Annotated in this window: 20 protein-coding genes; 8 read left to right on the forward strand and 12 right to left on the reverse strand. The window is 66.2% G+C overall.

The genetic code is table 11. The annotated features are described in order from the left end of the window. Window positions 1–166 precede the first annotated feature (166 nt). Window positions 167–829 carry a hypothetical protein gene (locus EB084_02045; GenBank protein NDD27031.1) on the forward strand — a complete coding sequence of 221 codons (663 nt, stop codon included), beginning with the start codon at window positions 167–169 and terminating at the stop codon, window positions 827–829. 18 nt (window positions 830–847) lie between these two features. On the opposite strand, the gene EB084_02050 is transcribed toward EB084_02045, so the two are convergent. Continuing rightward, complete coding sequence (locus tag EB084_02050; GenBank protein ID NDD27032.1) at window positions 848–1963, reverse strand: ROK family protein; 1116 nt, start codon at window positions 1961–1963, stop codon at window positions 848–850. 105 nt (window positions 1964–2068) lie between these two features. Between EB084_02050 and ugpC the strand changes: the two genes are divergently transcribed. Next, window positions 2069–3175, forward strand: coding sequence for a sn-glycerol-3-phosphate ABC transporter ATP-binding protein UgpC (ugpC, locus tag EB084_02055; protein ID NDD27033.1), 1107 nt, complete (start codon window positions 2069–2071; stop codon window positions 3173–3175). Beyond that, a complete protein-coding gene (locus EB084_02060) occupies window positions 3172–4551 on the forward strand; it encodes a LysM peptidoglycan-binding domain-containing protein (GenBank protein NDD27034.1) in 1380 nt (459 codons plus the stop codon). Before ugpC ends, EB084_02060 begins: the two co-directional genes overlap by 4 nt. A 52-nt stretch (window positions 4552–4603) precedes the next feature. Here the strand turns inward: EB084_02060 and EB084_02065 are convergent, their stop codons facing one another. From EB084_02065 to EB084_02100, 8 genes are read right to left on the reverse strand one after another with little or no spacing between them, the layout of a single operon-like run. After that, complete coding sequence (locus EB084_02065; GenBank protein ID NDD27035.1) at window positions 4604–4867, reverse strand: (2Fe-2S)-binding protein; 264 nt, start codon at window positions 4865–4867, stop codon at window positions 4604–4606. Between the two features lie 49 nt (window positions 4868–4916). Next, on the reverse strand, window positions 4917–6038 hold the full coding sequence (locus tag EB084_02070) for a PDZ domain-containing protein (protein ID NDD27036.1): 1122 nt from the start codon (window positions 6036–6038) through the stop codon (window positions 4917–4919). Then, on the reverse strand, window positions 6038–6697 hold the full coding sequence (gene rsfS / locus EB084_02075) for a ribosome silencing factor (GenBank protein NDD27037.1): 660 nt from the start codon (window positions 6695–6697) through the stop codon (window positions 6038–6040). The genes EB084_02070 and rsfS overlap by 1 nt, the downstream gene beginning before the upstream one ends. Next, window positions 6502–7140: a nicotinate (nicotinamide) nucleotide adenylyltransferase gene (gene nadD, locus EB084_02080; protein NDD27038.1), complete on the reverse strand. Its 639-nt coding sequence runs from the start codon at window positions 7138–7140 to the stop codon at window positions 6502–6504. The genes rsfS and nadD overlap by 196 nt, the downstream gene beginning before the upstream one ends. 12 nt (window positions 7141–7152) lie before the next feature. After that, on the reverse strand, window positions 7153–7926 hold the full coding sequence (locus tag EB084_02085) for a hypothetical protein (GenBank protein NDD27039.1): 774 nt from the start codon (window positions 7924–7926) through the stop codon (window positions 7153–7155). Then, entirely contained in the window at window positions 7923–8672 is a 750-nt protein-coding gene (locus EB084_02090; protein ID NDD27040.1) for an enoyl-CoA hydratase/isomerase family protein, read from the reverse strand. The genes EB084_02085 and EB084_02090 overlap by 4 nt, the downstream gene beginning before the upstream one ends. Further along, a complete protein-coding gene (locus tag EB084_02095; protein ID NDD27041.1) occupies window positions 8669–9892 on the reverse strand; it encodes a type III polyketide synthase in 1224 nt (407 codons plus the stop codon). The genes EB084_02090 and EB084_02095 overlap by 4 nt, the downstream gene beginning before the upstream one ends. Beyond that, on the reverse strand, window positions 9765–10466 hold the full coding sequence (locus EB084_02100; GenBank protein ID NDD27042.1) for an enoyl-CoA hydratase/isomerase family protein: 702 nt from the start codon (window positions 10464–10466) through the stop codon (window positions 9765–9767). Before EB084_02100 ends, EB084_02095 begins: the two co-directional genes overlap by 128 nt. A gap of 123 nt (window positions 10467–10589) precedes the next feature. On the opposite strand from EB084_02100, the gene EB084_02105 reads away from it, so the two are divergent. Beyond that, a complete protein-coding gene (locus EB084_02105; GenBank protein ID NDD27043.1) occupies window positions 10590–12863 on the forward strand; it encodes a hypothetical protein in 2274 nt (757 codons plus the stop codon). Between the two features lie 24 nt (window positions 12864–12887). On the opposite strand, the gene EB084_02110 is transcribed toward EB084_02105, so the two are convergent. Together EB084_02110 and EB084_02115 are read right to left on the reverse strand one after the other, a co-directional pair. Beyond that, a complete protein-coding gene (locus tag EB084_02110) occupies window positions 12888–13445 on the reverse strand; it encodes a hypothetical protein (protein NDD27044.1) in 558 nt (185 codons plus the stop codon). Further along, window positions 13445–14137: a hypothetical protein gene (locus EB084_02115; protein NDD27045.1), complete on the reverse strand. Its 693-nt coding sequence runs from the start codon at window positions 14135–14137 to the stop codon at window positions 13445–13447. The genes EB084_02110 and EB084_02115 overlap by 1 nt, the downstream gene beginning before the upstream one ends. A 99-nt stretch (window positions 14138–14236) precedes the next feature. On the opposite strand from EB084_02115, the gene lnt reads away from it, so the two are divergent. After that, the gene (gene lnt / locus EB084_02120; protein NDD27046.1) at window positions 14237–15751 is read left to right on the forward strand and encodes an apolipoprotein N-acyltransferase; all 1515 of its coding nucleotides are present in this window, start codon (window positions 14237–14239) and stop codon (window positions 15749–15751) included. 77 nt (window positions 15752–15828) lie between these two features. Here lnt and EB084_02125 read toward each other — a convergent pair whose 3' ends face one another. Further along, window positions 15829–16737 carry a GGDEF domain-containing protein gene (locus EB084_02125; GenBank protein NDD27047.1) on the reverse strand — a complete coding sequence of 303 codons (909 nt, stop codon included), beginning with the start codon at window positions 16735–16737 and terminating at the stop codon, window positions 15829–15831. Window positions 16738–16932: 195 nt separating this feature from the next. On the opposite strand from EB084_02125, the gene EB084_02130 reads away from it, so the two are divergent. From EB084_02130 to EB084_02140, 3 genes are read left to right on the forward strand one after another with little or no spacing between them, the layout of a single operon-like run. Beyond that, entirely contained in the window at window positions 16933–19410 is a 2478-nt protein-coding gene (locus tag EB084_02130; protein ID NDD27048.1) for a response regulator, read from the forward strand. After that, a complete protein-coding gene (locus EB084_02135; protein ID NDD27049.1) occupies window positions 19407–20729 on the forward strand; it encodes a GAF domain-containing protein in 1323 nt (440 codons plus the stop codon). Before EB084_02130 ends, EB084_02135 begins: the two co-directional genes overlap by 4 nt. Further along, window positions 20726–23431 carry a CBS domain-containing protein gene (locus EB084_02140; GenBank protein NDD27050.1) on the forward strand — a complete coding sequence of 902 codons (2706 nt, stop codon included), beginning with the start codon at window positions 20726–20728 and terminating at the stop codon, window positions 23429–23431. The genes EB084_02135 and EB084_02140 overlap by 4 nt, the downstream gene beginning before the upstream one ends.

Raw genomic sequence — 23431 nt, forward strand, 5'->3', positions numbered from 1 at the left:
GGCGCCGGGTGCCGACTCGTCTGCCGCGGTCGATGAGCCTGGTGGCTCTCCCTCCTCCGACCCGTCAGCCATGGCGTCGTCACCGTCTGCTCTGGCGTCTCGAGAAGACCGTAGGATTGCACATTCCACCCAGCACATCGGTAGCCCCGGCCTGTTCGATGGTTCGGTGTACTGGCTCAGCGACGGGCGCCTTCAGAGCGCGGCGGGAAAGGTGGCGCGGCGCGTCGAGCTCAAGAGCCTCCCACTGATCTCCTCTCTCAGCTGCGCGCCCAACGCGCTATTCGTCGCGTGTGCCGAGCCGTCTCTCGAGCAAGGTGGGTATGCGGTGGGCAGGCTGCAGGCGGGCCGTCTTGGCCGGGCGAGAATCGATTCGGTGGGAAACGCGACCGCCAAGGTGCGTCTGCTCGCGTCGAACGACCGACTCGTTGCCTGGCAGGTTGAGAAGTCTGATGAGATCGTCGTTCTTCCCCTGGCCGGGAAGGAACGCAGGATTCAGACCGGCCCTGAAGACCTCATGGCCCTGCTGGCACCACCCGGCAGTGATACGGTGATCTATGCCGACCAGTCGCGGATCTATCGCGACAAGCAGGTCATTGCGAAGGACGTTGGCCGAGTCCACTTCCTGGCGGCGGACGCCGATCATCTGTACTGGGTCGATGCTGGAGAGCTCGAGGCCACGGTTCATCGCTGTGCCTTCGATGGGACCGGCCAGGAAGAGGTTGCGCGTCTTACCGGCACGGTGGTCGGGTTCAATGTGGGATCTGGTGAGATGCTCTGGGTCATCTCCGAGCCCAAGGGGTTCACGCTCTGGGCTCGTCGCCTGCGCTGAGGCGAAGCGCCCGTATCGTCAGGACGGGGTGACCGCGCCCCCCCGACGGGCCTCGAGGGCACGCCACGCCGCTCCGAGCAGTGTGGCCTGCTGCTTCAGCGGGGTCGCCACGATCTCGGTGTAGTCGCGCGGAACCATGCGTGCGCGCTTGCGCACCTCTTCGAGCAGTGCCGGCGCAAAGAGATCGAAAGACGTGGCGAGTGGGCCACCGATGACGATGCGGCGCGGGTTCACGAGCGTGATGACGCTGGAGAGGGCAAGCCCGAGGTAGCGCCCGATGGCGTCGAAGACCTTCAGCGCGAGGGCGTCTCCCTCGAGGGCCGCGCGCTCCACGAGGTCGCAGGTGATGGGATTCGTCTCGCTGGCCCATTCCGACAGAGCGCTCTGCGCTCCGAGTCGAATGGCTTCTGCCGCCATGCGGGCGACGGCGGGTGTGCTGGCCACGGTCTGCAGACAGCCCTGGTTTCCGCAGGCACAAGCCAGCCCGTCGAGCTCGACGGTGAGGTGACCGATCTCCCCCGCACTGTCGGTGTCGCCCTCGTAGAGCTGGCCACGCACCCCGAGCGCGCCTTCGATGCCGCGTCCGGCGGTGAGGCAGAAGAGATTGTCGATGCCTTGACCCGCACCGTACACGCGCTCTCCGTCGTAGTTGGCGCGTATGTCGTTGACCAGTGAGACGGGCATCTTGAGCGCGTTCGAGAGGGTTTCGGCCACGGCGACGTTCTCCCACCCGAGCGCGGTGGAGAAAAGGCAGAGGCCCTCTTCCGGGCGCAGGGTTCCGGGGAGGGCGACACCCAGTCCGACCACGCGCTCGGGTCGCTCTCGGAGTGCGAGCTCGACTGCGGGCACCACGCATTCGCGAAGGAACGCGGTGGGCTCGCGGTCGCGGTCGAGTGAGCGCGTGACCGGCTCGGACACGATTCTACCTTCGGGCTCGACGACAGCGACGAGAAACTGCTCGTCGGTGATCTCCACCCCCACCGCCCCTTGGACTGTATCTGCTCTGTCCACATCGCGCTCTTCCACCCCCCGATCTGACACTCCTCTCTTTGCGCGCCCCCCTCGTTGGTGCAGGGATCGTCGAGCGCTGAGCGAACCCGTCCCCGACGTCGTGCAGAAAGCCCGACGGCCCATCGGAGGAGCAACGTGGCCAAGGTCGTCCTCAAGAAAGTGAACAAGATCTACGAGGGCTCGGTTCCCGCGAAGAAGTCGTGGTATGAGTTCTGGAAGCCGGGCAGCATGCGGCGTGATGTGCACGTCGTGCAAGATCTCGACCTCGAGATCCGGGACGGGGAGTTCCTCGTTCTGGTGGGTCCCAGCGGATGTGGGAAATCAACCACGCTGCGCATGGTGGCGGGCCTTGAAGACATCACGAGCGGCGACATCTACATCGACGAGACGCGCGTCAACGATCTCTCTCCCAAGGATCGCGACATCGCAATGGTCTTCCAGAACTACGCGCTCTATCCGCACATGAACGTCTACGACAACATGGCGTTCGGCCTTCGCCTGCGAAAGATGCCCCCGGCCGAGATCGACGAGCGGGTTCAGAACGCGGCACGTCTTCTCAAGATCGAGTCGTTCCTGCAGCGCAAGCCGAAGGAGCTGTCCGGTGGACAGCGCCAGCGCGTGGCCATGGGGCGCGCAATCGTTCGCCGGCCCAAGGTGTTCCTCATGGACGAGCCGCTCAGCAATCTCGATGCGAAGCTGCGCGTCCAGATGCGGGCCGAGCTGCAGAAGCTCCACCGCACGCTCGGGGTCACCACCATCTATGTCACGCACGATCAGACCGAGGCCATGACGCTGGGGCATCGTATCGTGCTGATGCGCGATGGCCTCATCCAGCAGTTCGACTCACCGCTCAACATCTACGAGCGGCCGGCCAACCAGTACACCGCAGGATTCGTCGGATCTCCGCCGATGAACTTCGTCGACGCCGTCGTCGAGTGTGCGCCAGACGGGGTGTACCTCAAAGGCAGCGGGTTTCGCGTCGGTGCCCCTCCAGAGACGCACGGAGACCTTCGAGGACATGACGGGAAGGCGGTTACCCTGGGGGTTCGTCCCGAGTCGATCCACGAGGGCGCTGACGCGTCGGGGAAGGCCCGCTTCGAGGCCAACATCGAGGTGCTCGAGGAGATGGGCTCGGAGGTCTATCTGCATCTCTCGTGCGGCGACGACACCCTCGTGGCCCGTGTCGACGCGCACACCCGCGCGCGCGTCGGCGACCGCGCGCCCTTTGCCTTCGATCTCGGAAAGATGCATGTCTTCGACAAGACGACCGAGAAGGCCATCGCTCACGGTCCCAACGCCCTGGGTGATTCGGCCGTCACTCGAGCAAGCGCATGAGTCGCGCCGGTCTTGTCGTTCTGGGTGAGGTGACCGAGGCGCCCATCCCTTCGCTGCGTGTCGAAGAGGTTCGAGATGCCCTGGCCGGATGCGAGTGCCGCGGGGTGACCCGCAGACACGATCCGGTCGTGAAGCTGTCGGCCAGGGCCGTGCGCGTCATCGAGGAGGCTTCTCGAGCCGTTGCGCCGCTCTCGTGTGCAGGTGTGCTGCTCGGAACGGTGAGCCAGGTCGGTGACTCGTGGATGGTCGATGTGCGCGAGGCGCTGGCGTTCAACGCCACGCCCGAGGTGCACCGCGTGCGCGTCCCGCGACACGCCTGGCAGGAGATGCTGGCCGCGAAAGCCGCGTCGTTTCAAAGCCTGCGGGTGGTGGGCTGGTATCACAGCCACCCGGGCACGGGGGTGAGTGTCTCCGAAGCCGACAGCTTCGTGCATCGCTACTTCTTCCCCGCCGACTGGCAGGTGGCATGCGTCATCGATCCGGAGCGCGCTGACCTCCAGGTCTTCAGCAGCCGCGGTCGGGGCGTGTCACAGCTCGGCGCCTACTGGGTCGATCGCGCGGTCGCCGAAGCCCCTCGATCGGCCCCGCCGAAGCCCGTCTCGGCCACTGCCGCGCGGCCTTCCGGCAGTGCAGGCGGAACGCTTCCAAGCGCGCCGTCGGAGGTTTCGCAGACCAGTGAGACCTATCTCAAAGAGCGGTTCGTCGAGCGCAGCCTCGAGAAGATCCTGCGTCAGCTGCAGGAACCGCCGATGACGCTTCGTGATTTTGCCATGCTCGGCATCATGGGCCTGATGCTTGTTGTCCTCATCTTCACGCGGGTGGGGGCTGGGGGGACGAGTTCCGAGCTGGAGAAGGTCAATCAGCGTCTTGACGCCCTCACGCAGCGCCTCGATGCCGTGCTGGGAGATGGCCGGGCGCCAGAGGTACGGGTGCGTGCTACGCCGCAGCGCCTCTCGTCGCCACGACCGAGCGGCGCGGCTTCAGCGGCTGCTTCGGCAGAAGACCGCGCTCCCGCAGACGGAAAGCCCGATCTCGAGCACAAGATGAAGGCCGGAGAGAGCATGTGGGACCTTGCCGATCACTATTATGGTGACGGCTCGATGCAGAACGCCTTGCTGCGCTACAACAAGATCACCGATCCCCGAGACGTCAAGGCGGGCGCCGTGGTCAAGATCCCGTCACGCGCTCGGCTCCTGTCTCCGAAGGCCGGAGCCTCGCCCTCGCCGATGGCCGACAGATCGTCGCGTCACGTTCGCCCCTCGACTGCGTCGGCGCGTCCGGTGAATCGCCTCCGAGGTGGCGCCCCTGTTGCTTCGGAACGGACTTCACCGACGCAGCCGCGCAAGGACAACGCCCCCGCCCCCACACCGCACTGAGCGTCGACGCGGGTCGGCTTGACACGGGTGTGTGCGGTCCTGGCGCTCTGCTTCAGGCGTCGATCTCGAGATCGCCGAGGGGGTATGCCGAGCAGATGAGGGCCAGCCCCTGTGCCTTCTCATCGTCGTCGATGGCTCTCCCCCACTGGAAGACATCGCCATTCACCTTCACCATGCAGCTTCCACACGACCCGCCCTGGCAGCCGTAGTCTACGTTGAGGCCGTTGCGAAGGGCCTGCTCGAGGATGATGCCGTCTTCCGCGATCTCGAGGGTTCGCTGGGAGCGGCTGAAGTGGACCTTGAATGTCTTGGGCATGGGGCAGGTTTCGGCGCCGGACGCGCGACGCCTCTGTGTCGCGCGCCGATCAGGGCCGAGGCAGGTGTGCGGGCATCTCGTCGACAGGCAGCTGTGTCTGCAGCGGGTGCCCCTCTCTGTAGATGGTCAGGGTCACCCGCTCTCCCGGTCTGTGGGCGCGAATGCCGGACTGCACCTGGGTGATGCTCGAGGTCGGCCGGGCATCGACGCCGACGATGATGTCACCCGCGCGGATGTCGGCGCCCGCGGCGGGACTTCCGCGCATCACCTGACGCACCACCGCGCCTCGCGCTCCGTTTGGAAGACCAGCGTCTCGCGCCAGTCTGGGGGTCACCGGCATCATGATGATGCCGATGTAGGAGCGAATGACCCGGCCGTTCGCGAGCAGCTGCTGCATGACGTCGCGCGCCGTGTTGATGGGAATGGCGAATCCCAGCCCCTGGCCACGTGTGATGATGACGGTGTTGATGCCGATGACGCGCCCGTCGATGTCCACGAGCGGCCCCCCGGAGTTTCCGGGATTGATGGCGGCGTCGGTTTGGAGTAGGTTGCGGAACTCCTTGCCTGGCTCAGGGATCTCTCGCTCCCGTCCGCTGAGGACACCCACGGTGACCGTGTGCTGAAATCCGAACGGGTTGCCCACCGCCAGCACGAATGCGCCGATGGGCGTGCTGTCAGAGTCTCCGAGGCGCGCAGCCGGCAGCTTATCAGCGTCGACCTTGAGGATGGCCACGTCGCTGAGCGGGTCGGCTCCCTTCAGCCGGGCCTGGAGCCTGCGGCCATCCGGCTCGGGGAGGGTCACCTCGATCTGAGACGCGCCCTGCACCACGTGGTGGTTGGTCAGGATGGTCCCATCGCTGCTCACGATGACCCCAGATCCCTGGCCGCTGGGCAGACCGCCGTCTTCGATGGCGGTGCGGCTCGCCGCGGCGCTGCGGATCTCGATGTTCACCACCGACGGGCCGATCTCTCGCGCGGCACGCACGATGGCGTCTTGCGCCGGAGGCACGGCCGCGGTGGCACTGATGCTGACGGGAGAGGACGGGGAGGGAGGCGACGAAGGCGTGAGCCGGGCCCGCATGAAGGTCGCCGTGAGCAGGCTGCTCACCAGGGCCGCCGTGAGCGCGGCGAGCCCCGCAGACGTTCCTCGCGCCGGTGGCACGGGCTCCATCAGATGCGCTTCTTGGCGAGGTCGGCGCTCTCTCCGCTCTCTCCGTTCGAGGTGTAGATGATGGGGGATTTGGCGTAGAGCCCCTCGAGATCGTAGTACTCGCGTTCGCGCTCGAGGAAGACGTGGAACACCACGCCCCCGTAGTCGAGGAGGACCCAGTTGCCCGACTGATAGCCCTGACGCGTGCGCTTCACGGGAACGGCTTCCAGCGCTTCATCAATCGCATTGGCGATGGCGCGGGTCTGGATGCGCGTCTTGCCGCTGGCAAGAACGAAATAGTCGCACACAGGCGAAGCCTCTCCCAGCGCCATGATCGCAACGCGGGTGGCCTTCTTGTCTTCGGCTGCCTCGGCGCCTCTGCGCGCGATGGCTTCGTAGTCTGGGGGGGGCGCGACGGGAGCGCTCTCCGTTGTCGTCTCCACCTCTACCTCTACCTCAGGGACGGCTGTCTTCTTCTTCTTGGTCACCGCATGCCTCCGTTCTTGTATAACCCGTACTTCTCGATGTAATCGGCCACCTCGCGTGGAACCAGGTATTGCGTGGAGAGCCCTTCCGCGACCCTCCGACGGATCTCGGTCGACGACACGGCATAGGGCTCCGCCTCGAGGGTGCGAACCCGCTCCCGGTTCTTCAGGCCGAGCTCGTCCAACCGACCGCACAGGGCTCCCAGGTCGAATCCGGGACGCGCCACACAGACCATCACCTCGAGCATGCCGAGAAGCCGATCGAGGTCTCGCCAGATGTTTCGCAACAGGGAGTCGGCACCCGTGATGAAGCACAGGCGCGCCGCCGGCTGCTCAGCCAGGAGGCTTTCCACCGTGTCGACCGTGTACGACGGTCCGGCACGTTCGAGCTCGATGCGAGAGACGAACAGCCTGGGATTGGACGCCGTGGCAAGCTCGAGCATGGCGGCGCGATGCTCGGGGTCGACCACCGATGACGAGTCGCTGCGGTGGGGGGGGATTCGATTGGGAACGAGCAGCACGCGCTCCATCTCGAAGGCGCTCATCGCCTCCTGTGCGATGTGCAGGTGCCCGAGATGAACGGGGTTGAACGTTCCGCCCAGGAGCCCCGTGCGTCCGGACAGTTGCGGGGTGTTCACGGCCCGCCTGTTTCACCGGCCGGGGGATGTTTCCTCCCCCGGGCCACTGTCGGCGCATGGGTGGCGCTGTGCCTCGACCCGAGGACTCGCGCGCAGGTCGAGCACGAAGACCCACATGTCCTTCTCGTAGAAGCGGAAGGAGCGGCACCGTCGGAACCCCCAGTGCGTGAGCTGGCGAACGGCCCCCTCGTTGTCGACCTCGGTGGTGACCTTCACGGTCGCGTGACCACGCCAGGCCAGCTCGTCGAAGAGCACCTTGTTGATGTGTCCGGAGATGCGTCGCCCCCGCAGCTCGGGCATGAACGAGCAGAAGAGCGACTCGGTTCCGTCGCGATCGGCTGCGTCGGCGAGGGCGGGCGCGGCGTCCGGCGGGTGGTTCGCGCGCGTGGCCTCGGCCTCTGATGGGCGGGCTCGGCTTCTCAGGAAGTAGAAGGGGGTGGAGAGCAGGGGGAGCAGAATCGACGGGTCACGCATCACGCCTTGTGCGGCGCGCAGCAGCAGCGGAATCGCGCGTCGCCGGAGGACGTCGGCGAACATGCGCCGGCCGTTGGTCGTGGCGGCGACGAATCCCCCCAGACGGCCGTCTTCGATGTAGACGAAGCCGAGGAACCACCGGCTCTCGAGGAGCGCGCGGTAGAGGGTCTCGAGGAACCGCCGTCCCAGTCGCGCCCACAGGCTGTTCCCCATGTCGGCGTGATGAAGGGCGGCAACCTCCAGCGCGTGGGGCACGCGCATGCGATGGATCCGCGACATCACCGCTTGATCGACCGGGAAGCCGACGGTCACGACGCGGGCGGGCGCAAGGCTTCGTCGCGCAGGCGGCGCTGGAACGTCTCTCCGCTGACGGCGCGATGCTGGGCGGCGAGGAAGTCGCCCAGGAAATCTTCATAGGGCTTGTTCCAGCAGTCGTTGAGCAGGCGGCGTGCGAGAGAGACCGCGACGCCGTCGACCGGCAGGAACGCGGTCGTCGCGCGTGCGATCTCGGCGTCGAGATCGGTCGCGACGGTGTGGATCAGCCCCGTCCGAGCGGCTTCCGCGGCGTCTACGGGCTGTCCGCTGAGCACCATGTATCGGGCCACGCCCATGCCGACGTGCTTGGCGAGTCGGTACACCGCAAGCCCGGGAAGGAAGCCGTTCTTGACCTCGTCGAGGGCAAAGATCGCGGTGGGCGTTGCAATGCGGTGATCGCAGGCCAGGGCGAGCTGAACGCCTCCTCCTCGACACGGTCCCTCGATGGCGGCGATGGTGATCTTCTTCAGGCGCTCGAGCGCTGCCAGTGCCCGCTCCCACTTGTTGAACCCGTGGATGTCCGGCGTCTGGCGCAGGGAGAAGTCTGACAGGTCGATGCCCTGGGTGAACCTGCCGGCCCGGCCGCGGAACACGACCACGCTGCACGTGCACGCGTCGTCGAGCCACGTTGCGAGGGCTTCGAGATCGGCGACCATGGCCACGGTGATGCGCTCTGCCCGGATCACGACCTCGCAGACATCGCCCTGTTCTGTGGCCTCGAGGGTTGCGGTGGAGAAGCTCACCAGATCAGCCTCGCCGTCTCGATGGCAGCGCCCGGTCCCATCGCCATGAGAATGCCGTGGTCGCCTGGGCGGGCCGCGCCTTCTTCCACGAGCCGCGCCAACGAGAACAGGCAGGCGCAAGACGAGATGTTGCCGTGGTTCTCGAGCACGTGCAGGGTGTGTCGCATGTCGTGATCGGTGAGCTCGAGGTTCATCTTGACGCTGTCGATGACTTTCTTGCCGCCGCTGTGCACCACCCAGTGGCGGATGTCGCGCTGCCGAAGTCGTGCGCGCTCGAGCAGCTCGCGCACGGGGCGTCCGCAGTTGGCGCCGATGACGTACGGGATGTCTCTGTCGAGGAAGAATGACAGGCGGCCGTTGTCGAGGTCGAACCGCATCGTGTGGATGGCGTCGGTGAGGGTGAGGGACGCGAAGTCGACAACAGCCGGCCACGCGCCTGCCGTTCCAGCGGTCTGACCTCGGATGATCACGGCGGCGGCTCCATCTCCGAAGAGTGAGTTCACGACCGCGGTCTCGATGGAATCATTGCGCACGTACGCCGCGGAGCAGATCTCCACGGCCAGCATGGCCACGTTTCGACCGGGATTGGCCTGTGCCCACATGCAGGCCGGCTGCAGGGCGTTCAGCGCGGCATTGCATCCCATGCCGACCACGTCGATGCGGTGCACGTTGTCGCGAAGGCCGAAGGTTTTGATGAAGTGCGCGGTGAGCCCTGGGCAGAGGTAGCCCGTGGTGGTCACGCAGACCAGCAGGTCGATGTCGCGGGGGGTGAGCCCCGCGACGGACAGCGCCTGCAGAAGCGCCTCTCCACCGATCTCGAGGCAGCCGGTGAGATGCTTTCTGTTGAGGGTCTCGACGCTCTCGTCGGGCATGCCGTCCGGGCCTGGGGCCGGCAGGTAGAGGTTGCGGTACTTGATGTGGCTGTTGCGGAAGAGACGGCGTGTCTTCGCATCGCCGAGGCCGAAGAGCTCGATGATCTGCTCCTGGCTGTATCTCTGCGGAGGTACGGCTCGGCCGATGGAGATGATGTGCGCGGTCGTGGGAGGGGGCGCACTCAGATCGCGGTCGCAACGGGGGGCGTCGGCCGAAGCGTCAAGCACGGGAAGAGGCCTCTCGATGGTAGAGAATCGCTTGTGCCAGCGCAGCCTGGTCGGGAACCGAGGTGTCGAGGGCGCGCTTGGCGAGTCGTATCGCAAGCCCGTCTGCCGCGGCGATCTCATTCGCCAGCTCGTGGGCGGCCTCCAGAGCGGTGTGCTCGGTCACGCGGTGCACAATGCCACGATGCAGGGCTGTGGCGGCGTCGATGGGGCGCCCCGTGAAGATCATCTCTCGCGCGAAGGCGTCTCCGGCGATCCGGGGCAGCCGGGTGAGCCCTCCTGCCGCAGGGACGAGCCCCAGGCGCGTTTCGGGCAGGCCGAGGGTCGCACCGGCGCTGGCCACGCGCAGGTCACACGCAAGCGCCAGCTCGAGGCCGCCACCGAGCGCCGCGCCGTTGATGGCGGCGATGGTGGGCACGGGCACCGCGGCGAGCGCGTCGAAGACGGCCGCGCTGCGCAGGGTGAGGGCGTCGGTCAGCCCACGCGCACGCAGCTCTGTGAGGTCGGCGCCCGCGCAGAAGTGACGCCCGCTTCCCGTGATGATCACAGCGCGCAGATGAGCATCGGCGTGCCACGCTTCGACGTGTCGGTGCAGCGCTTCGATGAGCGCGCTGTTGTAGGCGTTGGCTTTGTCGGGTCGGTGGAGGGTGAGTACCACCGTGTCTCCCGAACGGGAGGCAATCACGTGGTCTGTCATGTCTGCTCAATATACGAGAGGGGACGTCGCTATTTCAACGGATCCACCCCGATCGCGGCCGCGGCGATCGCTGGGGAGGAGCGGGGCATGACTTGAAGAAGCACCGACGAGGACCGTCGTGTAGTGAGCGCCCCAGACATCCGCATCCGAGCCTGGTCAACCTGTTCGGCAGCCGTACTCGTGCTGCTGTTCTTGTTTCGGTTCGCCGTCGTGGCCCAGGCGCAGAGCCCCTCGCCTTCCCCTTCTCCTTCCGCCACGGTCTACCAGATCGGTGGCCCTCGTCCCACCCCCGCGCGGCGTCCGACCGCAACCCGATCACCGGGGCGCAAGACCGGAGCTGGCGGCGCGTCGGCGAATCGGAACGAGCACGCCAGCCTGCGCGGCGATCAGGTCGTCTACGAGCGCAATCGAACCATCGCCCGCGGACACGCCGTCGCCATCACGGAGACCGCACACATCGAGGCCGACGAGATCGAGATCGATCAAGAGCAGAACCTTCTTCACGCGCGTCGCAACGTGGTCGTGCGGATGATGGGTGACGAGGTGAATGCCGCCGCGGCGACCTACGATCTCAAGAGCGGCGTGGCCGACCTCCAGGATGCCTATGGCGTGGCCCGCAACCTCAACGTCTATCATGCGTCCATCGAGGACTCGCTCTTCTTCACGGCTCCGCGCGTGCGCTGGGATGGCAATGTGCTTCGACTCATCAAGGCCACCATGACCACGTGCGACCTTCCCCGAGGCCAGGAGCACTTCAAGCTCACGGGCAACGTCATCAACGTCTACCCCCAGCAGCGTCTCGAGATCCGCAAGGCGCGTCTCTACCTCGGGGGGCGTCAGGTCGTCGGACGCGAGCTGGTCGTGCTCAGCTTGCGTGAGCGCCGTCGGTACAGCTTCATCCCCGCGCTTGGCTACAACCGTCAGGACGGCGCCTACATCCGCGAGAACTTCCCGTTCCTGTTCGATCGCGCCAACTACGGCCGCGTCATTGCGGAGGTGTACCAGAAGGGGGGCTTTGGCAACGGGCTCGAGTACAACTACACGCTGGGTTCGCGGGGGTACGGCAACCTCTTCTACTACAACGTGGCGTTCCCCACGCCGAATCGTGGGCGATACGAGCTGCGTGACCTCACCACGCTCCGGCTGTCGCCCACCATGACGATGATCCTTCAGTACCAGGGCAACCGCTACGCCTCTTCGAACCCACAGGTCGCCAGCCCCACCTCGAGCCTCATGGGGGTCTACCTCTCTGACAGCGGCCTGCGTCACACCCTGTCGCTCTTCTTGCAGCTCTACAGCTCAACCTCGTTCAGCGGGACGACCCAGACCATTCAAGGGCAGTCGGTCGGAACCGTGTACAACGCCTACCTGTCAGACTGGCTTCGAAACACCCTCGAAGTCACCTATCAGCAGTCCTCGAACGATATCTACCACTCCTATTTCGTGCACGCCCTCGATCGCCTCAGCTATCGATCGGCCCTGTTCGACACCGACCTCACGCTCGAGAAGACGTCGGCCACCGGCTCGCCTGTCTTCCTTCTCAACCGTCTCCCCGAGGTGCAGGTCCGGTCGCGGCTCTTCAATGTCGGCTCGGTGCCCCTGCGGCTCTCCCTGGCCTTGGGTCAGTACCAGGAGGAGCCATCGGGAACCCGCGTCGGGCGAGCCGATCTGAAGTTTGCCATCCCGGATTCCTACCTCCCCCTGGGCGAGGGAGGAAGCCTGCTCTACGGCGCGGGCATTCGTCAGCTGATCTATGACAACGGTGACAAGCAGTACACGGGCGCCGTGCGCGCCGACTGGGTCCAGGACTGGAGCCGCAGCTTTCGCACCCACCTCGACTATCGGATGCAGCGTGGCGCAGGCTTCTCACCGTTGCAGGCAGACTTCTTCGGTCAGTACAACAGCCTCTCCGGCGGCATCGAGTTCCACGATCGCGACCGCTTCTATCTCGGCCTCGAGACCGGCCGCGATTTCCTCTACAACGTCAACTACGATCTCCGCGCGCGTCTGTCGGTGAAGCCCATCAATGACCTTCGAATCGACGTTGGCACCAACTACAACATCGACCGCGGGCAACCGATGCAGCTCGACTCTCGCGTGAGGCTCCCCTTGTCTCCCACGCTCAGCGTGCAGTACTACGGCCTCTATGACTTCGTCAACAATCGCATCGCCTACACCGATTTCATGCTCCAGAACGAGAGTCACGATTTCCTGACCAGTCTGATCTATCGCGGTGTGCAGAAGGAGTTCTTCCTTCAGATCAACCTGAAGTCGTTCCCGTTCCAGCTGCCTTCGGTGGGCCCGACCGCAACGCAGCCGGTGCTGCCTCGCATCACGAACCGTGGGTTTCGTCCGGATTCGGTCACCCCGACAGGCGTGCCCACGCCCGTTCGCTGAGGGCGCCGCGTCGGCTGTCGCTTCTCAGAGGGGGCCGCCCAGCAGGCGGAACGACGAGACGAGCTTGCGAATCGAGCCGGAAAGGCTCGAGAGCTGGTCTGCGGGCACCGCCACGGTGACCACGGCGAGGCGGTTGCCGCGTGTGAAGAGATGGCTTCGTCCGGCGAGGCGCGCGCGGCCCTGTCGGGTGCCGGAGGCAAGGTACGTCCAGGAGGCGACCCACCCTGTTGGCCCGCGCGACACAGACAGGCGGAACTGGGGGCCACGGCCGAACGTCGTACGCGCGTAGTCGCTCAGGAAGCGCTTCTGCTGCGCGGCGTCGGGAGGGGCGCCGCTATCGGTCACCATCACCTGGATGGCGCCGTTGCCGGTGCGATCTGTCCAGGCGACCACCGCCCGTCTTCCCTCAGACTGATCGTGCGTGCGCCACCCCGCGGGCACCGCGATGGTGAACACCTTGCGATAGGTGTAGCCGACACGGTCGCCGATCTCGACGGGGAGGGTGCGTGCGCTGGCGACCGCGGAGAGCATCAGCCAGAGCGCGAGCAGGGCGGTCAGACGGCGCGCGTCTCGCGTCTGCATCAGTGCAGCGTGACCTCGAACTTCTTGATGTCGAAGTTGACGTACGGAAAGTTTGCGTCGTTGTCTGGCTGGGTGATCCAGTCGTTGAGCCGGTCGTTGGGGTACTCGGGGGGGGCGGGATAGGTCAGCCCCAGGGTCTTGTCGATGAAGTAGGTGTAGAGCGCGTCGTTGTTGAGGCTGGGCCCGGGTCCGAGGGTGTCGATGACGCGGCCGAGGATGCCCTGGCGATCGGTGGTAGCGCAGCACACCGTGAAGGCGTTCGAGCTGATGTACTGGGCGAGCGGGCTGGTCTGCTCGCTGGGGTTGAGGGTCACCACCAGGGTGTGGCGATCTTCAGAGAACGACACGTTCTGGTTCATGGTGTTGGTGGCGATGAACGTGTACAGGTTGCTGCTCGGACTGGTCTGGCGATGATACCAGAGGAGGTAGGTTCCGTCCCATTGCATGAAGTCGGTGAACTTGTCGTTGTTCGTCACGTCGATGGGCGTACCGAAGGCGTTGAGCATGATCACGTAGAAGCCGTTGACGCTGTCGAAGGAGCCCTGATCGTTGATGGTGAGGGCGAACTGCAGCAGTCGCGTCGTGCCGGGCGCCACCGAGGCGCTGTCTGAGGGCGTGAGCGGCTTCGCAGACGTCGAGCTCGCCCCGTTCGGACCCGATGCGCAGCTCGACAGCATGAAGCAGAGCAGCAAGGCGAGAGAGGCGCGAATGAATCGTCGAGCAGAGATGTCGGTAGACCATCCAATCGTAGGGGAGGGCGACCCTCCGGGGATTCGCCTGGAGCGACGACGTTGAGGGCTTCCCAGCGCGGCGCGATTCTTCTTGCGGGGCTCTCCGGAACCCTGCTCGCGCTCGCTTTCCCGTACTTCTCGCTCTGGCCCCTCGCGTGGATCGCTCTCGTCCCGCTCTTCGTCGTGCTCTCCGAGGCCGGACCGATGGCGGGCGCGATGTCCGGATACGTGTTCGGCCTCGCGCTGTTCGGAATCACCCTGCGATGGTCCGCCGAGCTCGACCCGCCGGGAAGCTGGCTCATCTGGGCCGCCTTCGTGGCCATCGAAGCCCTCATCCCCGCGGCCTATGGAGCCGTGGTGTCGCTCTACTCGAGAGGGCTGCGGGTCGGTGCCGCACGCCCGCTGTTCCTTGCGGCCTCGTGGACCCTGGTGGAGTATCTGCGATCGCGAGGGGCCTACGCGCTCACCTGGTCGCAGATCTCGTATTCGCAATTGCCCAGCGGCGTGGTGGTCCAGCTCGCCGATCTCACGGGTGCCTGGGGCGTCTCGTTCATCGTGGTGCTGGTCAACGCGTGCGTGGCCGAGGTCTGGATGCAGCGTCGCGCGGCCCGCGTCGCCGGCGACGCGCCCGAAGGGCCCGGTCGGGCCTTGATCGTGTACGCATCGGTGGTGCTGATTGCACTTTCCTATGCCGGCTGGCGTTGGTTCGGGTTGCCTGCGATCACGGGTCAGACGGTTTCGGTGGCGTGCGTGCAGCCGGACGTAGACCCCCACGAGAAGTGGAACCCCCAGCGGTTCTCGCACTGCCTACAGGCGCTCGAGGAGGCGACGGCACGCGCTGCCGCGCACGGCGCCAGCCTGATCATCTGGCCGGAGACCGCCGTGCCTGCACCCGTGCTCACCGACGCGGCTCTTCGCGCGCGCCTCACCGCCCTGGCGGTGAGGGGAGGGGTGAGCATCCTCGTCGGGTCCACCGAGCGGGCCGATGACGGGAGTGCGCGGAACAGCGGTTTTCTCGTAGCGCCGGATGGCCGCTTCTCTGAGCGGTACGACAAGATGCACCTGGTGCCGTTCGGGGAGTACCTGCCGCTCCGGTCGCTGCTCGGACGTGTTCCCCCTTTCAACGAGATTGCTGATCTCGCTCCCGGAACCGACCAGACGGTTCTGAAGGCGCCATCTGCGGAGATCGGCCTGATGATCTGCTTCGAGTCGACCTTTTCCGACATCGCACGTGCGTTCGTGGCCAGGGGAGCGCGTCTGCTGGTCGTCATCACGAACGACGGGTGGTTCAATCATACCTCGGCGGCTGAGCATCACATCGCCATGTCCGCCATGCGGTCTATCGAGCAGCGCATGTGGCTGGTTCAGTGCGGGAACACGGGCATCTCTGCCTTTGTCGACCCGCGTGGGGAGATGCACGAGAAGACGGCGCTCTTCACCTCGTCAGAGATCTACGCCAATGTGCCCCTGGGGTCGGTGGGAAGTCTCTATCAGGCGTGGGGAGACTGGTTCATCGCCGTACTGGCCGTGTGCTGCCTGGGCTGTGTCGTGGCGCGCAAGAAGCAGGGGTCTTGAACGCAGGCGCGCGCTGACGGGGAAGCGAGTGCGTCGCCTCGCCACAGCGTTGCTGCGGCGAGCGGGGAACGGCGGGCTCAGCCCTCGCCTTCACCGCTCGTGACGCGGTTTCTGCCACTGTCTCGAGACTGGGCCACCAGGGCGCGCGCCTTCGTCATCAGGCGATCGCCGCCATCGCCATGGTCTGGGTAGCCCACAACCGCGATGGTGGCGGTGACATGCGCGCCTTCGTCGGTCTCGTTGAGGCTGAACGAACGCTTCTCGAGGGTTGCGCGAAGACGTTCCGCCAGGATTCGCCCGTCGGTGAGCTTGCACTCGTGCAGCAGCACGGCAAAGCACGTTGCGTCGACTCGTGCAGGGGTGTCGGTGTTGCGGATGTTCTCGTTGATGAGGCTCGCCACCTCGCGAAGGACGAAGTCGGCATACTCCTGGCCGCGACGGGTCGAGATCTGCTCGAGGTCGTCGATCTCGAGCAGCAGCATCACCAGGTGTCGGCGGTAGCGGCGGGCACGGCGGACCTCGTGGTCGAGGGCCCACGAGAAGGTGCTGGGGGCGAACAGCCCCGTCGTGGGATCGATGCGCGCCTCCTGGTGCAGGTCTTGATAGACCTGAATCGGGACCATGATGACCTCGGGCGTCGTGGGGCGCGCTTCGCAGAAGAAATCGATGGCTGCGGCCTGAAGGCTCATCGGGCGCTCGAGCTTCTCCTCGAGCTCGCGGCGGTGCTCGAGGAGCGCCTTCCATTCCTGCTCGGCAAACTCGGGGACAGATCGACGACCGACGAGCAGGCGGAGACATTCCGCATACAGGAGCTCAGTGTCGGTCTCGATCAAGCGCTCCATCTCCTGCGCCTCATCGCCCGTGGGCGAGGTGTCGCCCGCCAGGCAGAGGACGTGTCGCAGCGTGATGAGGCGGCTCGGGGTGGGCGTCTCCACGCCGGCGCTGCCAGATCCGAGGTCGGTGACTGCGTTGGTGCCAGAACTCATCAGTGCCTAATTCGTCGAGGGGATGGCGATTCCCTCGTGGTGTGTGATCTTGCGTTCCTTTTCGTCCGCGCGGGGGAGGGAGACCCCTCTGCTGTCGTTGAATCGTTCGGACAGGAAAGAGCTTTGATGTGATCCGATGTGCTCTGACAGAGGTCTGCCCAATCCTTGACGGCGCTTGGGGCGTGAGGGCGTTGCGTGCGCTGGCTGCCTGCATCTCCTGAGGGACGCCTGCTCTTTCGCCTCGGGCTGGGCTCGCTGTTTGCGACCGTGTGCCTTGTCACGGGCATCCTGGCCTTTCTCGTGCCGTGGCTCGTAGAAGCCCAGGGGGGGCAATCCCGGGCGGCCCAGATCGCGCTCGGCGCTCTCGTGAGCCTCACCGGCGCGCTCGTCATTCCCTTCTTCGTCCGTCTCGGACGAGGCTGGATCGCCCCAGTTGAGCGCATCGTCGACGCAGACCGCGCAACGGGCCCTGACATCAGCGGAACGCCGCTCCCTGTCGGGGAGTTTCCGAGCGGGGTCATACGCGAGCTGGTGGTTCGCAGGAATCAGCGCATCGAGGCCTTGCGCGCGCGTGACGAAGATCTGTCGCGTCGCCGCGCCGATACCGAGGTTCTCTACGAGCTGTCGCGACAGCTCGGTCTCTCCCGTGACGCCCCGGACGTACCGAATCTCGTTCTCACGTTCCTGGCAAGGGCCGTGGAGCACGATGTCGGCGTGCTGCTCGTCTTCGTCGACGACCAGCGCAGCCTGTCGCTGCGCGCGAGGGCTCCGCTGCCCGACGCGCTCCGCTCGGCCATCGAGGCGGTGGCGCTGAACGCCTACTTCGAGCGCAGCGGGGTGCTGCTCGAGACCGACGTGCTCGAGCCCAAGGAGACCGTCATCGACCTGCGCGCGCCGGCGCTCGAGGCCCGGATTCGAACAGCGCACTGGGCACCGCTCATGGTGAACCAGCGTGTGGTGGGGGTCGTGGGTGCGCTCTCTGTGACCGATCGCGGGGCTCTCAGCCTCGAATCGCTGCGCATGCTCAACATCATCGCCCAGACCGCCTCCATGGCGCTCGACAAGGTCCAGATGCAGCGCATCGAGGAGACGCAGCGCTTCCGCAACGTGCTCGAGAACCTCACCGAAGGGGTCGTGCTGGTGCGCCAGAGCGGCGAGTGGGCCCTTGCCACCGGGACAGCCCGCGCCTTCCATCAGAGCATCTGCGGCGATGGAGCGCAGCAGACCCCGGAGCACTCGCGGCATTGCCCTGTCGGTCTTCTTGGGCATGATGTCTTCCACAGCGGGGTGGGTGCCACCCGGGAGATCACCCGCAACGACAGGACCTTCATCCTGGTGGGAACGTTCGTCCGATCGGCCGCGGCAGGCGAGCAGGGAACGGTGATCAGTATCCGCGATGTCACCGAGGAGCGTGCGACCCAGCAGAAGCTCTTCCAGGCGTCGAAGCTGGCATCTCTCGGAGAGCTGGCGGCTGGGGTGGCGCACGAGGTGAACAATCCGCTCATGGGCATCCTCGGCTTCAGCGAGCTCACGCTGGCACGAAGCGATCTCACCCCTGCGGTTGCCGAGGCCCTGCACGAGATCAACACACTTGCGCGTCGCACCAACCAGATCACCATGGACCTGCTCACCTTCGCGCGCGTGCAGCGAGAAGGCGGCTTCCACGCGGTGAGCCTGCGGGCTGTGGTCAAGGACACCGTCAAGCTGCTCGAGACCTCGTACCGAACCTTGAAGCTCGATCTCGTGGCCGAGCTCGAGCCACCGGACGACCCGCTCATGGCGCTCGGCGACGCGGGCAAGATCCGTCAGATCGTCACCAATCTCGCCCAGAACGCCAAGGATGCCATCGTCATGTCGGGCAAGGGGCACGCCATCACGTTCAAAGGGTACAGACAGAAAGGAGAGGTTGTGCTCGAGGTTCGCGATGACGGTCCGGGCATTCCCGACGCCATCCGCAACAAGATCTTCGAGCCCTTCTTCACCACCAAGCCCGTGGGAAAGGGAACCGGTCTCGGGCTGGCAATTGTGAACCGGCTCATCGAGGAGCACAAGGGGCGACTGGTCATCGATTCCGACGAGGGGAGAGGAACCATCTTCCGCATCAGCCTCCCAGAAGCGCCCCCAGATGTGGCCGAGCCGCCCGCGGAGCGCGCGCCCGGCGCTGCAGGCAGCGCTGCCGCGACCGCGACGACCGAGCCCGAGCGAGCGGCCGTCGCCTCCGCCATCGCCGGCCCTCCCCCGCGGGCCTCTGCGCCCACCGGTGGGGCGCGTGCCACGGTCGTTGTGCTCGACGATGAGACGACCGTGCTCAAGGTGCTCTCTCGCGCCCTCGAGAGCGAGGGGATTGCCGTGCACGCGACGTCCGAACCGGACGAGGCGGTCTCGCTCATCGAGCGCCATGAACCGCAGATCATCTTCCTCGACTTCCGCATGCCGACGTGCACGGGAGAGGAGTTCTACGCCCGTCTCATCGCGCGTGACCGGCGCTGGGCCGAACGGGTCGTGTTCCTCAGCGGAGATCTGAGTGGGGACGAGATTCAGGGGTTTCTGCGGGACGTGGGGGCGCCCGCGCTGCGCAAGCCCGTGGGGGTGTCTGAGCTGCGGGCCTTTGTCGACGGGCGTCTCGCCGTGCGCAGCGGAGGTGCGGAGACAGGGGGGGAGGGCAGTTCATGAGTGCCGACGGGCAAGGACACACCGGTGCAGGGGGAGACGTGGCCGAGCGGCTTCATCACATCGAACGCATGCTCGACATCATGCGTGCCGCCACGTCGTCGCCGGATCTCGAGATGTCCCTGTATGCCATCGTGTCGGCCATGCGCACCCTTCTCCCGTTCGATCGGGCCGTGGTCTTCCTGCTCGACGAGAGGCGCGAGAGCCTCGAGGTCTACGAGCCGGAGGCGCTCGATCTCGATTTCGAGCGCACGGGGCGCCTGGCGCGCAGCGATGTGCGCGTTCCGCTGGCAGGCACGGTGTCCGCCTGGGTCATCACCCATCATGCTTCGCGCTGCATCGATGAGGCTGAAGACGAGCTTGCGCGATTTCCAGGTTCACGCTCGCCGCACTGGAGCGGGATGCGCTCTGCGATCATCGCCCCTCTGTATGTGCAGGGGCGCGCCATCGGAACGCTCAAGGTCATGAGCCGCGACCCCGGTCGCTTCTCTTCCGAGATGCGCCTGCTCATCGAGCAGGTTGCGGCGGCCGTGGGCGCTGCGGTTCACCACGGGGAGCTCTACCGACGCGAGTCCGCGCTTGTCGAGCAGCTGCGCGAGACCAGCCGCATCAAGGACGAGCTGATCGCCATGGTCTCCCATGATCTCAAGTCACCGCTCACCGCCATGCTGGGCTATGCGCGCCTGCTCCGAACCGGTCGCTTCGGTCAGCTCACCGACGGGCAGCGTGACGTTCTCGATGAGTTCGAGCGGTCGAGCCGGCACATGAATGCGCTTCTCGATGACCTGTCCGACGTGGCTCGCCTGGGCATCCGGGGCATCGAGCTGCGCCGCGTGCCCCTTGATGTTCGCAAGGTCATCGAGGAGAGCATGCACGCGCTCAGGGCACAGGCACAGGAGCGACAGGTCGAGATGGCCCTCCCGCAGGAAGAGGAGGGGGAGACATCCATCGTGGTGGCCGCCGACCCGAAGCGACTGCGTCAGATCGTCTCCAACCTGCTCACCAACGCCATCAAGTACAACCGCGTCGGGGGCCGTGTCGACGTGGGGGTGTGCTGCAGCGGAGAGCTCGCGCGCGTCGATGTGAGAGACACCGGAAGCGGCATCCCCTCTGATCGCCTCGAGACCGTCTTCGAGCTCCACGCCCGTCTCGATGGACACAAGAGCATCGAGGGAACAGGGCTGGGCCTCACCATCACCCGCGAGCTCGTCACGCTTCACGGAGGGCGCATCTGGGTGGAGAGCGAGCTCGGGATGGGGAGCTGCTTCTCGTTCACCCTCCCCCTTGCGGGACCGGCCCAGCACGCCGAGGCGGCGCCTTGACCCGGCGCGTCGAATCGCACGCGCCGGGAGAAGGGGAGACACGCCCGCAACCGTCTGAGGTCATCATCACCCATGCCGGCGCAGACTTCGATGGTCTCGCCTCGATGTTCTGCGCGCGCCTCCTGTATCCCGGCGCCATGCCCCTGCTCATCGGTCCGCCCGATCTCTCGGTTCGTGCGTTCCTCGACGCTTATGGCACGTCGTTCCCCATTCAGCAGGCCCATGACGTCGCATCGCTTCCCCTCACCCGCGTTGTGCTGGTCGATGTCCAGGTTCCGGCTCGTCTGGGCCCGTTTCGGGAGATTGTGAGCGACGCCCGCGTGGAAGTGCACGTCTACGATCACCATCCGCCCACCGCCGAGAGCATTCAAGGAGACGTGCACTGCGTGGAACGGGTCGGGGCCACCATCACGCTCCTGGTCAATCGACTGATGGCGCGCTTGGGGGGACCTCCGACCCTCTCCCCCATCGAGGCCACGCTGTTCGCCATCGGCATCTACGAGGAGACCGGTGGGCTCACGTTTCCAGAGACCACCCCGGCGGATGCGCGGGCCGTGGCCTGGCTGCTCGAGCAGGGGGCGAACCTCTCCTGCGTCACCGATTTCACCCAGCCTCCCTTGCGGGAGGAGCAGCACACGCTGCTGCGTGCCTTCCTCGAGCGGTCGCAGATGCGAGACATCCGCGGCATGCGCGTGCTCGTCTGTCGCGCTGAGAGCGAGCGATATGTGGGCGAGACCGCCGTTGTGGCTCACCGCATCATGGATCTCGAGCGCCCGGATGCCCTGCTCTGCGTGACGCGCATGGGCGACCGCGCCTACATCGTGGCTCGCAGCCGCGAGAGCGGGCCGGACGTCTCCGGCATCACTGCCCACTTCGGTGGCGGGGGGCACCCGCGCGCCGCCTCCGCCGCCATGGCCGCGCGCCCGCTCGACGCCATTGTCGAGGAGATCTGGCGGGTCGTGGAGCGCGAAGCGCGTCCGGGGCTGTGCGCGCGAGACGTCATGTCGGCGCCGTTGCAGCACATCGATCTCGTCGACGATCCCACCCCGACGGTGGAGGACGTTCGTGATCGCTTCCTGCGACATGGTCATACCGTGCTTCCCGTGCTATCGACCGGGAGCGTGCACGGATGCATCTCGCGCCGCGACATCGACAAGGCGATGCAGCACGGCCTGGGCGCGACGTCTGTGCTCCCGTACATCAGTCCGAGCTTTCCGACGGTACCGCTCGATCTCTCGGCCCGCGATCTCCTGCGTCGCCTGTCCGGCGCACAGACACGGGCCATCGTGGTTGACGAGAGGGGGCAGGCCGCGGGCATCGTCACGCGGGCCGACGTGCTCGAGGCGCTTCGGCGTCAGTCGCAGCCGGTGACCACCGAGGTCGGAAGGCTGGAGCGTCTTCCCTTGCCCCTGAGACGCTTGCTGCGCCGCTGCGGCGAGGTGGGTGACGCGCTCGAGATGAACGTGTACGTGGTCGGGGGGTTCGTGCGCGACGTCCTTCTCGAGCGAGAGACCCTCGATGTCGACGTGGTGGTGGAAGGCGATGGCATCCGCTATGCCGCTGCGCTGGCGCAGGCACTGGGAGCGCGGGTGAGCGCGCACCACAAGTTCGGGACCGCAGTGGTGACGCGGATGCCCAGAGAGGGCGCCCAGACCGGCGATGACACGTCGCCGGCAGCGCTGCCGACCAAGATCGACGTGGCGTCGACGCGCCTGGAGTTCTACACCCGCCCCGCGGCGCTCCCCGAGGTGACTGGTTCCACCCTGAAGGCCGATCTCCATCGGCGCGACTTCTCCATAAACGCCATGGCCATCCAGCTCAATGGGGCTTCCTTCGGACATCTGGTCGATTTCTTCGGTGCGCGCCGCGATCTCGAGGAAGGGGTGGTGCGCGTCCTCCACAGCCTGTCGTTCGTGGACGATCCCACGCGCATCTTCCGCGCCATCAAGTTCGAGCAGCGCTACCACTTCCGGATGGATGCGCACACCGAGGCGCTGCTGCGCCATGCAGCACGCTCGGGCTGGCTCGAGGCGCTCAGCCCGGCGCGCGTGCGCGACGAGTTCGAGCAGATCCTCTCTGAGGCGCGGCCCGTGCCGGCCATCGTGCGCATGGCGCAGCTGCGCGTTCTCCATCTCATCCATCCGGGCCTCTCGCTGGGTGGGCGGGTACGTGCGCTGCTCGACGAGATCACCGGGGTGCTGCTGCGCTATGCCGCTCTTGTGGAGCGCGAGCATGTGCGTCGCTGGCTCGTGTACTTCCGCGGACTGGCGAGCGGCCTGTCGGAGGCGGCGCTTCATGCGGTGGCCGATCGCTATGCCATCGGTCAGGCGTCACGCAGCCGCCTCTTCCTCGAGCGCGACCATGTGCGTCTGCTGCTGCGTCGCCTCTACGGCCCCGCGGTTCCTTCGAGCGAGGTGTACCGCCTGCTCTCGCCGCTCTCGCTCGAGATGGTGCTCTACCTGCTGGCGCGATCGAACGCGCGATCGGTGAAGGAGCGCATCATGCTCTTCCTCGACCGCCTGCGCCTCGTCACCCCCCTGGTGACCGGCGATCATCTGAAGCGCTGGGGGATCCCGCCAGGGCCGCAGATGGGCCGCACGCTCACCGCCCTGCTCGAAGCGCAGATCGACGGCTGCTTCCGAGACGTCGATGGGGGGCGAGCCTGGCTCGCGGAAAAGGATATCCCTGCTTCCTGGACGTAA

The sequence above is a fragment of the Pseudomonadota bacterium genome (assembly GCA_010028905.1).
Classification (GTDB): domain Bacteria; phylum Vulcanimicrobiota; class Xenobia; order RGZZ01; family RGZZ01; genus RGZZ01.